A 12,784-nucleotide genomic window follows, 5' to 3' on the forward strand; every position below is an offset into this window, starting at 1 on the left:
GTTCCCGATAAGCTCCAAACCATGCCTTCACGGCCAAATCCAGCCCTGGCCGGTGGGGCTTAGAATGCACTCCTGTCCGGACGGACAAGTAGTGAAGATAGGCCAAGGCTCTAGAAGTGCGGCCGACAAGTCTCCAGGCTTCCGCTCATCCCCGCGGGTCGTTGTCAGGATTCTTGTAGCGGCATCTTGCACTTCGTTGCGAGGCACCAGTTGGGACGCCACACCTCCCCGTTCCTTGCATACACGACGATGTAATCGTGATCCTCGGAGAAGTGGCGTGCGGAGTTTTTTGGTGAATAGACTTTCTGCCAGAGTACCGTGGTGATGAAATTCGTCGCACCGAAAATCTCATCCATCACGTAGCGGAGCGCCTGGACTTCGTTGTCGTCAATGCTGATGAAGATTGCGCCGTCTTCAGGGAGAAACTGGCGCAGCAGCGCGAGCCGCGGGTACATCAGGCACAGCCAGCGGTCGTGCCGGTCGAGGGTCTCGCCCTCCTTGCCCACCACCTTGCCCAGCCACGCGCGGATCAGCGGGCTATTGACGTTGTCGTTGTAGACCCAACCCTCGTTGCCGGTGTTGTACGGCGGGTCAATGTAGATGCACTTCACCTGGCCCGCGTAGGTGGGCAGCAGCGCCTTGAGCGCGACCAGGTTGTCGCCCTCCACGATCAGGTTGCCGCTGCCCGGGGCGCCGCAGGCTAGCTCAGGCACGTCAGCCAGCAGGTGGAAGGGGACTTGCAGGTGGTGGTTGACCACCGCGTCTTTGCCGATCCAGTTGAGGGTGGGCATGGGTTTTTAGTTCCGTTTTGGGGTGGTGGGAAGCCGGCAGGCTCCTGGTCTTTGCGTTACCAAACCAACTGTTGCGCGAAAAGTTTAGCACACGACACAGGCAGAGGCAAACCGTGCGCCCGCGCGCCTCCTTCACCGCAGACTGCGCTCCATGGCTTGAACTGCGGTGGTCAGCTCGGTCAGGAAAGCGCGGTGCCGGGGGAAGCGGGTGCGGGTTTCGTTCACCAGTCCGCTGGCGGCCGCCCTGTCTCCGCGCAGCTGCAGCACTTCCGCACACGCGACCGTCAGGATGGCCGCTTTGTCGTAGCTCTTGCGATGCTGGCCGCCGACGATCGCTTGCGTCCGCTTCTGCGCCACTTCCAGGCACCAGGCCAGCAGCGTTGCTTGTTGGTTATACGCCAACGAAACATCGGCAAACGATTGCGTGTAGGCACGCTCAAGGCGTTTGGGCAGCGGGTCTCCCTGCGTTCCGAAGACCGTTGATGTGGCGAGGTAGGACTGTTGCAGCCCTTCCTGCCAGAGTTTCGCCAGGTTCGGGGGCAGCGCGTCGGGCAGCTTGCCTGTGAGCAGCGCCAGGAGGCACGGCACGACCGCCCCCTGCGGATTACTGCTGCTCCACCCCAGCACCTGTAGACTATCGGCCAGCCGTTGCGCGGCGCCGAAATCCTCGGCCAACAGCGCGGCGTGCGCGAGGGTGATCGGGTTCACCCAAACCGGCCGCTCCAAATCGTCACCGCCAGCAAAGGCAACATCCTGGTTGGCGGGCGGATGCGCCAGGCGATCTTGCGCGTGGGGCAAGGCCCGACGCATCTCGGTGCTTTGTTCCGGGCCGGCCGGCGCAGCCTCCCACAGATCGAGCAGGCGCGGGAGGGTCGGCTTGATGAGAAACGCTGCCCAGCGTCCGTCGCGGACGATCTGAGTCTCGCCCAAGCGGGCCGCAGCCGCGCACAGGTGATCGGCCACGGCCGCCCGGATGGGGAGGCCATTCGGCAGCAGGGTCAGGGCCTCCTGGGCGGCGACGAGAAGCTCGCGGTCCTTCCCCTCGCCCGCCAGCGCGGCAAACCAGTCCAGGTACGCGCGGGGGCGGCTCACCCCCTCAGCGCGTGCCAATGTCTCAAGTCCCGGCGTGCCATGCGCCAGGCGCACCGCCTCCCGCAACCAGGCGTCCGCATCACTGTCGCTCTGCGTGCGCAGGAATGTGATCCAGTCGGCCAGGAACTGCTCCTGGTCGGGCAGTGGACGCGGTGAGATCTGGAGCAGGCCTGCCAGCGTGGGGCGCGGCAGATACAGCGAGGAGTTCACGCGCCGCATCAGCGCGCTGAGGGCCTGCGGCCGGTTCGCAAGCGGTTCAGTCTCGTAGATCGCGCGCAGATGCCGGGCGCTGGCCTCGCGCATATCCACACCGATCAAGTCGGGTGCACTGATGCCGCGGCCATAATCGTCTTCGGAGTTGAACGCCTCGGAAAGCGCCTCATACGCGTCGCGCGCCAGCGGCAGATTGCCGGTGTCGAACGCAGCCGCGGCCCGGTCGAACAAAGTGACCAGCGGCGCCACGAATTCCGCGTAGGGCCCCAGGCTGTCCTCGTCATCGGTCTCGTTCCAGTCGTCTCGCTCGTTCCAGGCGCCTCCCCCTTTTTCGATGGTAGCCTGGAGATCGCTGAGGAGATCATCAATATCGGAGAGCAACGCATCTTGCTCGATTTCCTGCTGGAGGGCGATCACCTCCCCGACCGGTTCGAGCTGCGCCAGAAAGGCATGTCGTCCGGCCGGCGGCGTCCCCTGGGCCATGGCTCGGAGGATGGCGCGCAGCTCGTCGGCCGCGCAGGCCGCCAGCCGCTGTTCTACGATGTCCCAGAACGCTTTCAGTGAGATATTTTCTGCAAGTGACATGAGAGAAACCTCCACAATGTATTATCCAAGGTGTTTGGATCACGAAGGCGTTTGGATCACGAAGTCACGAAGGTTCGCGAAGGACACGAAGCGCGAAGGCGTTTGGATCACGAAGTCACGAAGGTTCGCGAAGGAAGCGCGAAGGCGTTTGGATCACGAAGCCACGAAGGTTCGCGAAGGGCACGAAGCGCGAAGGCATTCGCCGCGCTCTTCGTGCTTCGCGTCCTTCGTGCCACTTCGCGCCTTCGTGATCCAAACGTTCGCGCCTTCGCGATCCAAACGCCACCCCCCTACGGATGCGGCCCATGCAACGCGGGGCCGGTCGGCGTCCACACAAAGCGATCCTTGCCCAACGGCACCTGGCCGAAGTTCGCCAACAGGCACACGCGGAAGTTGCCCTTGCGCAAATAAAGCTGGCACTGCTCGACATCTTCAGGACGCATCGCCTTCGCCGCCTTGGTCTCCAAGATCACGGTATGGGTGTCGTCCCAGATCACAAAATCCACGCGCCGCCGCGTCACTTCGATGCCGTCATAGGAGATCGGGATTTCGGCCTCGCGCATGTATTCCAGCCCCAGTTTGCGCAATTCGATCTCCAGGGCACGCTGGTAGTCCACTTCCATGCAGTGGGGACCGAGCTGTCGCTGGACAGCGATGCACGCGCCGAAAACTTTGTAGGACAAAGGTTCGAATTGGTAGCCCATAGATCACCTCCGAAAGATTGGATTGCGAAGTCACGATAGGGTTTGGAGCGCGAAGTCGCGAAGGCGTTTGGAGCACGAAGTCACGATAGCGTTTGGATCACGAAGCCACGAAGGTTCGCGAAGAACACGAAGCGCGAAGGCCGCGAAGACGCTCGCCGCGGCGCGTCCCTTCGTGTTCTTCGTGCTTCGCGCCCTTCGTGTTACTTCGCGCCTTCGTGCTCCAAACGCCCGTGCTCCAAACGCCCGTGATCCCCGCCCACGCTCACCACCGCCTCGCACTCCGCCAGCACCTGCCGCGCCTCGTCCAGATCCGGGTAGCGCAGCTTCGTCCTGATCTCCACGGCGCGGCGGGCGAAGGGCAGCCCCTCCGCGGGATGGCCCTGGCGGAGCAGCGCCTTGGCAAACACATAGCAGTCCGACCCCACCAATTCCGCCCGCCCGAGCTTCTCGGTCAGCGCCAGCGCCTCGCGGGCCAGCCGCTCGGCCTCGGGCCACTGCTCCCGGTCGAGCGCCAGCTCGGCCAGGTTGCCGGTATTCTCGGCGATCCCTTCACGGTAGTTGATCTTGCGCGCGATGCGCAGCGCTTCGCCATAGTCGCGCTCGGCCGCCGCGTAGTCGCCCGCAAGGTGCTCGGCTCCGGCGAGGTCGTTGAGGCCGATCGCCACGTCCACGCTCTCCGCGTTGAGCGCGCGGTCTAACTCCAGCTTTTCCTGGTACGCGACAATGGCCGCGGCGTAGTCCTTAGCCAACCGGTGACCGAGGCCGCGCAGTTGGATGGCGACGGCGCGTGTGCGCGCGCCGGCGCGGGCAGCCTCCCAGTGCGCCGTGGCGCGGGCGGCCCAGCGCAGCACCTCCGCGGCCTGCCCGCGCAGACGGCACGTGTATCCAGCCCCATAGGCGCGCCAGCCCGCATTCCACCAATCCTGGACCGCGACCGCCCTGGCGTCCGCCTGCTCGAACAGGGCCAGCCGCTCGTCCCAGCGGCCGGAGAAGTTCAGGAAGGCCGCGAGTGCGTAGCACAGCGTCTGCAGACGGTCATTGGGGCCGGCCAGGAAGAGCGGCAGGGCCGCGGCGACCGTGGGCCACTCGGCCTCCAGGCTGGGGAAGCGCTCGTACTCCTGGTAGCCGTTCTCCAGGGCCAGCGCGTAGGCCCGGTCGGTCAGCCGGCCGGCGGTCGCGGCCACGGCCTCGGGCCGGCGCCGGCGCAGGAAGAGGGCGGCCAACGGGGGCAGCAGGAAGGCCGCGCTGTCGGGGCTGGCGACCACCAGGGCGCGGTCGGCCAGGTCTTCGAGCGCGGTCAACGCGGCCGGCTCGACCAACCCGGCCAGGTCGGCTATCCATTCAACTTTGGCCGGCTGGGTGAAGTGCGTTAGCGCGGCGAGGACTTTGGTCTCGCTCTCGCTGAAGCTCTCCACCAGGTCGCCGAAGATGTATTCCAGCGGATCGTTGCCCGGCGGCGCGGCGCGTAGGAAATCGCAAGCATCGGCCACGGTGCGGCACTGCCCCCGGCCCAACTGCCCGGCCGTCCACTGGATCAGCAGCGGGTTGCCGTGGGTCAGCTCGTAAAGCGCCTGCCGCTCGGCCGCGGTCGCACGCGCCAGGTGCCGGTTGCGCTTCGCCAACTCGTCCAGCAGCGAGAGCGCGTCAGCCAGCGCCAGGCGGTCCAGCCGGATGGCGCGCGCGTCCACGTCGCTGCGCCGCCGGCTGGTGACGATGGCTTTGTTGCCCTCCGGCAGGCGGGCCAGGAATTGGAAGACCCGCATGCGCTCGGTTTCGTTCAGCGTCTCCAGGTTGTCAATCACGATCAGCGCGCGCTGGCCCGCCAGCGCGCGGCGCACCGTGTTGGCGCGCTCGGCCGGATCGCTCCTGGCGATGTCGGCCTCGCCCAGCTCGCGGGCCAGCTCGGCCAGCAGCGCCATGTAGTTGGGCAGCATGAAGTCGGCCAGCGGCTGCTCGCCCGCGGGGGTCAGCTCGCGTACCTTGGCCGAGAGGAAGATCTTGGCCGCGAAATCTTGTGCGGGGGCCAGGTGGCCGGCGCGCACGGCCAGCGCGGTCTTGCCGATGCCGCCGGGGCCGTCAATCAGCGCGCCCCAGGTGCGCGCCTCGGGCGAAATCGCCTCGGCAATGCTCTGCAGCTCCGCGGCGCGGCCGAAGAAGTAGGGCTGCGAGGGTAGGGTGGAACGGATGGGAGGCGGCGGCGAGGGTGGGACAGGCGGCGGGGATGCGAGCGCCGCACGTCGTTCCAACTTCAACCCCACCGTTTGCAGCGTGTGCAGCACGAACTGGGCGGCGTTGCGCGCGGCGGTCGTCTGCCGTGCGTCCTTGTCCATGCCCTTGTTGCCGTCCGCCCAGTCGCAGATGGCCTTGACGAGGATCCAATCCACCTTGCGGTCCTGGCAAGCTACGTACAATCCCGCGCCCTCCATCTCGCCGCCGATGGCTTCTCGCTCGAACTTGATGAGCTGGTCTCGAAAGTCAACGTTATCTACCAGCTTGTCGCCCGAAAGAACCAATCCAAAGCGCACCTTGAGCCCCTTGGAGGGTTCGTCTTCTTCATCTTCTTCATCTACCTGGTAGAGGTCAGCGCTCTGAAGCAGGTTGTACAAATCGGTGGAGGCGTGCGGCCGGTCGCCGCGCGGGATGATATCGATCCGACCCTCCTTGTCCACGCCAACGCGTTGCAAGTCGTACAGCATGAGTTGTTCAGAAACTAGAACATCGCCGATGGTCTGCTTCTTTTCGTTGACCCCGAAGGCGATACCGACCATGATCACCGCTGAAGGCGAAAGGGCTTCGATACCCTTTCCAATGGTCTCTTGGGAACCTCCTGGGCCGCTCGTCCCCTTCTGGGATTGCACCATGAACACGCGAACGTCGTTCACGATACCCAGGTCATGATAGACTCGGCCGTTAATCGTCTCGGGCCGCGCCTTCTGGCCAGTTGCTGTGAGAAACACCCTGAAGACGGCTTGAGCCTCGACTTTGGTGACAGTCACGAGCAATACATCGGCTTGCGGTGTCATGGCGTTCCCTCCTGGCACGACCAGTCCGCGCCGGCCGCCCACAGTGCCTTGATTTCGGTCTTGAAGAAGTCATACCAGCGGCCGTCCTGCACGCGCAAGAGATAGCGCGGCATGGACTCGGTGGTTACGCGGAAGCAGTAATGCTCCAGGTACAGCACGCCGGCGCCGGTGTCGGGGTTGGCGGCCAGCGCGCCGTAGGCCAGCGGGTGTTGGATGGTGCGCACCTCGACGCGGCCGGGCGCGGCCTGGCGCAGGTCGCACAGCAAGTCCAGCACGTAGAGGATCTCCTGGCGCTTCTTCTCCACGTCGCGGCGGGTGTAGCCGCGCGCCACGGCCATCTCCAGCCCCGCGCCGTCCGGGTGCACCAGCAGGACCCGGAGCCGGTGCCCGCGCTGGAGCTTGCGTTCGAGCAGCGGGTAGTTGCTGGTCACGGTGCGGTGCAGACTGACGCCCACCAGCCACAGCTCTTCAGCAGTTTCGAGATCGGACTTGTAGCTGGGCGGAAACTCCTCGCGGAAGAAGTCGTCGAGCGATCGCTCCCGCTGCTGCAGCAGCTCGTCCATGCGGTGGCGGTTGCCCAGGCTCGTGATCGCGAGCAGCGCCAGCACGGCCAGCGTCAAGGGCGCGAGCAAGGTCGTGGGGGCCACACCCACCAGGTTCAACACCACGAACGCGACCGCGGCCGCGATGGTCAGGTAGAGGTCAACGTTTTCGCCCTTGCGGAGGTCGTTCCAGATGCGGCGTAGGGTCAGCATGGCAACTCCTTTCGGTGTGGACACGGGTCGCGTCGGTAGACGGGGGTAGTTTACACCACGAACGGGGGAAACGCGAAATGTCCTTACGCCTGCTGAGCCAATTTCCGCTTGACGCGCCTGTAACGCGGCGCGATAATGACCCTGTGATGCCATCTGTGCACTTGGAACTGATTTGGAGGATAACAAATTAGCGCCATGACCCAAATGCCCGTTCTCGAAACCGCACGCCTCCTGGTTCGGCCTTTTGTGCTCGAAGACTTGCAGGACGTTTATCAACTCCTCGATGTTGAGTTGAGCGACACGGACCTCCGTACCGACAAGATGGAGACCCTGACCGAACGCGCCCAGTGGTTGCAGTGGGCGGTGCTGAATGACGCGCAACTCGCGCAGCTCCACCAGCCGCCGTACGGTGATCGCGCGGTGGTCCTCAAGTCAACAGGGCAACTGATCGGCGCTTGTGGTTTTGTGCCCTGCCTGGCCCCCTTTGAACAGTTGCCTGGCTTCGCCCCTGGCGACCTTTTGGGAGGCGCCGGCCTTTACTCAACGGAGTTTGGCCTATTCTATGCGATTTCCCCAGCACATCAGCGCCACGGCTACGCAACGGAGGCCGCGCAAGCGCTGATCCATTATGCGTTCCGGCATTTGCGGCTCCGGCGTGTGATCGCGACGACGATGGATGACAATGTCGCTTCGATAGGGGTGATGAGAAAGCTGGGCATGCGGATCGAGAACAATCCGTCTCCCGAACCGCCGTGGTTGCAGGTGGTGGGCGTTCTTGAGAACCTCTGAATAGTGATCTGGGAGGTGAAAGGACATGAACACCAAGCTCATGGTACGATATGCCATTCGCGAGACCCTTGGTCTCCTTGGCATGGGCGTAGCACTGTTCTGGCCCGCCGGGCGGCTGGACTGGTGGCCGGGCTGGGCCGCGCTCGCGGTCATGGCCGCCTGGATCGCGGCGATGGCCATCACCCTCATCCGCCTCAACCCAGGCCTGCTGGCTGAGCGCCTGGGGCCGCGTAAGGGGGCCAAGCCGTGGGACACCGCCATCATGAGCCTTCTGGGCCTGATCCAGTTAGCGCGCTACATCATCGCCGGACTGGATCAGCGTTATGACTGGACAGGCGGCTTGCCTGCGGTGGCGCAGCTTGCTGCGTTGGCCCTGTGTGTGCTGGGTTATGCCCTGGTGGTCTGGGCGACGGCTTCCAACGCGTTCTTCTCGCAGATTGTGCGCATTCAGTCTGAGCGCGGCCACACGGTCGTCCGTGGCGGCCCGTACCGCTACGTGCGGCATCCGGCCTACATCGGCGCAATTCTATTTGAACTGGCTGTGCCGGTTTTGCTCGCTTCCTGGCCTGCTTTGATCATCAGCGGCTTGAGCGTCCTCCTGCTCATCCTCCGCACGGCACTCGAAGACCGCACCTTGCAGGTGGAGTTGATCGGCTATGCCGGCTATGCGCGCCAGGTGCGTTATCGCCTGTTGCCGGGCATTTGGTAGGCGAGAGAGAAACGCTACGCTAACAAGGAGTGACCTATGTCATGGCAAACGCAACGCCTCGCCGATCCCCTCCCCTGGCTGCTGGGATACACCAGGGGGGGGCGCCCGGGGGGGGGGGGCCCGGCCCCCACTCGGGGGGGGGGCCCCCCCGGAAGGGGGGGGGGCGGGGGGGGGGGGGGGGGGGGGGGGGGGGGGGGGGGGGGGGGGGGGGGGGGGGGGGGGGGGGGGGGGGGGGGGGGGGGGGGGGGGGGGGGGGGGGGGGGGGGGGGCGGCGGGGGGGGGGGGGGGGGGGGCGGGGGGGGGGGGGGGGGCGGGGGGGGGGGGGGGGGGCGCGGGGGGGGGCGGGGGAGGGGGGGGGGGGGGGGGGGGGGGGGGGGGGCCCCCGCGGGGGGGGGGGGGGGGGGAAAGCGCCCCGGGGGGGGGGGGGGGGGGGGGGGGGGGGGGGGGGGGGGGGGGGGGGGGGGGGGGGGGGGGGGGGGGGGGGGGGAGGGGGGGGGGGGGGGGGGGGGAAGGGCGCAGTTCCCCTTGGCAGCCATTGCCCAAGGACCTGATTCGCCGGATCGTCGAGTTCAGGGTCGAACAGAGCACCGGCAAGGCCTCGAAATAGGGCGCGATCACTCACATGCTACGGATGTTTGGAGCGCGAAGGCGTTTGGAGCGCGAAGCCACGAAGGTTCGCGAAGGACACGAAGCGCGAAGGCCCTCGCCGCGGCGCGTCTCTTCGCGCCCTTCGTGCCACTTCGCGCCTTCGTGATCCAAACGTGCGAGCCCTTCGTGATCGCCTTCGTGATCCAAACGCCCGCGCTCCAAACGCTCGCGATGAGATACGCGTCGCGTCGGCAGACAGGGATAGTTTACTCCACGAACGAGGAAATTGAGAAATGCCCTTTCGTCTGCTGAGCCAATTTTCGCTTGACGCGCCTGTGACGCGGCGCGATAATGGCCCTGCATACCAATGGAGCCCAAACATGAGAAACCTACTCGCCGCGGCGCGTCCCTTCGCGCCCTTCGTGCTTCGCGCCCTTCGTGCTTCGCGCCCTTCGTGCTTCGCGCCCTTCGTGCCACTTCGCGTCTTCGTGCTCCAAACGCCTTCGCGCCCAATGCACCCACCCTGCGGGCCTTGCGTGTCCTGCAGGCCGTTGCCTGAGTCAGGCGCCGGGGTAGCCGCTGCTGGCTGCGTGCGCCGCGCCGCGGGCCGCGGCCACCGTTTGCACGTAGCTGTCGGCTTTGAGCGCGGCCAGCGGATCGAGCGGCACATTCATTTCGGCCCGCACTTGCCGCAGGAGGGGACGCACATCGGTCTGGAACGCGTCCGCCAGGATCAGATGACTGCCGAGGACGTCGCCGGCCTCTTGCCTGGCGCGCAGGGCGGCATAATCCACGATCAGGGCTTTGGCCAGGGCCGTCTGGCAGTTGAGGATGCTGAGGAGCATGGCTTCCAGCTTCGGCTCGATGTTGTGGCTCTGGTCAATCATGTAGGCCACATTGGCTGCCCCTTCGCCCGCGCTGACCAGTTCGCTGAAAATGACGAACAGTTCCCACGGGTTGGTGCTGCCCACGATCAGATCATCGTCCCCGTACTGCCGCGCGTTGAAATGGAAGCCTCCCAAGCGGCCCTCGTCCAGCAGCAGCGCCACGATGTGCGCCACGTTGGTGCCCTGCGCATGATGCCCCGTGTCCACCAGAACTTCCAGCCTGCGGTCCAAGCTTTTGGCAGAGCGTACGCCATGCCCCAATCGGCCAGGTCGGTATGGTAGAAGGCCGGCTCTAAGAATTTGTATTCAAGCAACATGCGGCTGCCAGGCGGCAGGTGTGGATAGACCTCGGCCAGCGTCTCTTGCAGCCGGTGTTTGCGTGCGCGGATGCTATCCTGCCCGGCGTAGTTCGTGCCATCGGCCAGCCACACCGACAGGATGTCGCTGCCGGTTGCCTGCATGATGGCGCAGCACTCGATCATGTGATCTCTGGCGCGCTGGCGCACGGCCGCTGAAGGATGGCAGACGCTGCCGAGCATGTAGACATCGTCCTGGAAGAGATTGGGGTTGATGGCCCCTAGCCTGATGCCGAGTTCGCCGGCAAACTGCCTCAGGGCCGCCCAGTCAGCGGCCGTATCCCACGGGATGTGCAAGGCGACGCTGGGCGCGATGCCGGTTAGTCGGTTCATGTAAGCCGCATCGGCGATTTTTTCTTCGACGGTGCGCGCGGCGCCGGGCTGGGCAAAGACCTTGAACCGTGTGCCGCTGTCGCCGTAGCCCCAGGACGGGGTTTCGATGTGCTGCTGTTTGAGTGCGGTTTTCACGCGGGCCAGATCAAGGCCGCGGCCGGCAAGCGTATCGGCGAGGGCGGCGTACCCGCTCTGTGATTCTGGCATGGCTGCCTCCTGTCCTTAGTCGAGGTGAAACACTTCTTCCAGTTCCAGCATCGCCTCGTTAGGTAGGGTAACTCGATCAACTGCGTGACCCGTGCCAGGAAACGCGCGGCCGGCGCACCATCAACCAGGCGATGATCGAAGGTCAAACTGAGGCTCAGCCGGGTCCGCGCCTCGATGCGGTCGTCAGCAACCACCACCGGCTTGCGTAACAGACGGCCGATGCCCAGAATGGCAGCTTGCGGCGGCGTGATGATGGGCGTAAAGGTATCCACCCCATGCAAGCAGCAGTTCACTCGCCAGCGGTGCGCTGCCTGACTGGCCGGGCACGGACAAGGACGCTGATGAGGAACGGAAAATCGTGGTCTCGTCATGCATTTAGCGTTATCCTCAAACTGCAACCATTCCGGTCGGCGCAGGCCGACCTTGCGGCGGAACGCCCCGTAGCCCCGAATTCATTCGGCGGCTGCGGTACATGGCAAGCAGCAGTTCACTCGCCAGCGGTGCGCTGCCTGACTGGCCGGGCACGGACAAGGACGCTGATGAGGAACGGAAAATCGTGGTCTCGTTATGCATTTAGCGTTATCCTCAAACTGTAACCATTCCGGTCGGCGCAGGCCGACCTTGCGGCGGAACGCCCCGTAGCCCCGAATTCATTCGGCGGCTCGCCAGCGGTGCGCTGCCTGACTGGCCGGGCACGGACAAGGACGCTGATGAGGAACGGAAAATCGTGGTCTCGTTATGCATTTAGCGTTATCCTCAAACTGCAACCATTCCGGTCGGCGCAGGCCGACCTTGCGGCGGAACGCCCCGTAGCCCCGAATTCATTCGGCGGCCTGGTAGCGAGCCGTGGCCTCGCGCACCTGGACCATGTGATCGGCCATCGCCTGGCGTGCGGCAACAGGATCATGCGCGGCAATCGCGTCATAGACCTGACGATGGCACTCCCAGGCCCGCTCTAACTCGCCCGCCACCTGAAAGGTGCGCCGGCGGCTCTCGCGTAACAAATCCGTAATGGACGACATCAGGATCAGGAGGACCGTATTTTGGCTCGCCTTCGCGATTTCAAGATGAAAACTGGTGTCGAACTCCACATGCTCCTCGACATTTTCTGCATGAGGTTGGGCGATGAGTGCGGCCATGGCCGTTAGGCCTGCCGGGGTCGCCCGTTCTGCGGCCAGTGCAGCCATTTCCGGTTCCAGGATGGTCCGCACTTCGTTCAACTGCTCGAAGGCCAGTTCGCCGTTCTGCAGCATGAACAGACCAGCGTCCAGCACATTCCAATGCATGCGCGGGTTCACGGTGGAGCCTCGGCCATGCTCCACGTTCAGAATACCCTTCGCGGCCAGGGTCATCAAGGCTTCGCGCACCGCCACGCGACTGGTCTGGAACATGTCGGCCAGGTCGCGTTCCGGAGGGAGCCGGTTGCCCTCTGCGTAGTAGCCCTGCGTAATGGCCGACAGGAGCTGCCGGCTGATCTGTTCGCTTAATTTTTCACGCCGTAACGCCCGAAAGGCAGGTTCACACGTGGTCATACGCGCCTCCAGCGCCAGCACAGAGCGCCCGAACGAACGGTGCGCTTCGTCATTGTGCGGGTGGTCTGCTGTTTGTGTTGTCATGTGGTATTACCAATTGTCAATGCCATTATACCTGAGCCGCTGCGACCTGCCAAGTCCTCCCCGCATTGGCCGTCCTTTGCGTTGTAGCCCCTGGCACGCTATAATGGCCCCGAACGAGCGACAAAGCCAGCCATCT

The 12,784-nt window shown here is 65.0% G+C and carries 9 protein-coding genes and 1 pseudogene; 2 read left to right on the plus strand and 8 right to left on the minus strand.

Translation table 11 applies throughout. The features are described from left to right. Window positions 1-164: 164 nt before the first annotated feature. The 5 genes from IPM84_16275 to IPM84_16295 form a co-directional block, all read right to left on the minus strand. Window positions 165-791: a site-specific DNA-methyltransferase gene (locus tag IPM84_16275; protein MBK9094294.1), complete on the minus strand. Its 627-nt coding sequence runs from the start codon at window positions 789-791 to the stop codon at window positions 165-167. 132 nt (window positions 792-923) lie between these two features. Further along, a complete protein-coding gene (locus tag IPM84_16280) occupies window positions 924-2,681 on the minus strand; it encodes a hypothetical protein (protein MBK9094295.1) in 1,758 nt (585 codons plus the stop codon). A gap of 290 nt (window positions 2,682-2,971) precedes the next feature. Continuing rightward, window positions 2,972-3,385, minus strand: a complete 414-nt coding sequence (locus IPM84_16285; GenBank protein ID MBK9094296.1) for a GxxExxY protein — start codon at window positions 3,383-3,385, stop codon at window positions 2,972-2,974. Between the two features lie 200 nt (window positions 3,386-3,585). Further along, a complete protein-coding gene (locus IPM84_16290) occupies window positions 3,586-6,408 on the minus strand; it encodes a tetratricopeptide repeat protein (GenBank protein MBK9094297.1) in 2,823 nt (940 codons plus the stop codon). After that, window positions 6,405-7,163, minus strand: coding sequence for a hypothetical protein (locus tag IPM84_16295; protein ID MBK9094298.1), 759 nt, complete (start codon window positions 7,161-7,163; stop codon window positions 6,405-6,407). The genes IPM84_16290 and IPM84_16295 overlap by 4 nt, the downstream gene beginning before the upstream one ends. A gap of 195 nt (window positions 7,164-7,358) precedes the next feature. Here IPM84_16295 and IPM84_16300 point away from each other — a divergent pair, with 195 nt between their 5' ends. Both IPM84_16300 and IPM84_16305 read left to right on the plus strand, forming a co-directional pair. After that, a complete protein-coding gene (locus tag IPM84_16300) occupies window positions 7,359-7,952 on the plus strand; it encodes a GNAT family N-acetyltransferase (protein ID MBK9094299.1) in 594 nt (197 codons plus the stop codon). 25 nt (window positions 7,953-7,977) lie between these two features. Continuing rightward, entirely contained in the window at window positions 7,978-8,661 is a 684-nt protein-coding gene (locus IPM84_16305) for an isoprenylcysteine carboxylmethyltransferase family protein (protein MBK9094300.1), read from the plus strand. A 1,148-nt stretch (window positions 8,662-9,809) separates the two neighbouring features. Here IPM84_16305 and rhaI read toward each other — a convergent pair. From rhaI to IPM84_16320, 3 genes and pseudogenes are all read right to left on the minus strand, one after another. Beyond that, window positions 9,810-10,969, minus strand: a pseudogene (gene rhaI / locus IPM84_16310) (L-rhamnose isomerase). Then, the gene (locus tag IPM84_16315) at window positions 10,957-11,403 is read right to left on the minus strand and encodes a 2-oxo acid dehydrogenase subunit E2 (protein MBK9094301.1); all 447 of its coding nucleotides are present in this window, start codon (window positions 11,401-11,403) and stop codon (window positions 10,957-10,959) included. Before IPM84_16315 ends, rhaI begins: the two are co-directional and overlap by 13 nt. Window positions 11,404-11,853: 450 nt before the next feature. Then, window positions 11,854-12,648, minus strand: coding sequence for a FadR family transcriptional regulator (locus IPM84_16320; GenBank protein MBK9094302.1), 795 nt, complete (start codon window positions 12,646-12,648; stop codon window positions 11,854-11,856). Window positions 12,649-12,784: the final 136 nt, after the last annotated feature.

Origin of the sequence: Candidatus Amarolinea dominans (genome assembly GCA_016719785.1) — a bacterium.
Classification (GTDB): Bacteria; Chloroflexota; Anaerolineae; order SSC4; family Amarolineaceae; genus Amarolinea; species Amarolinea dominans.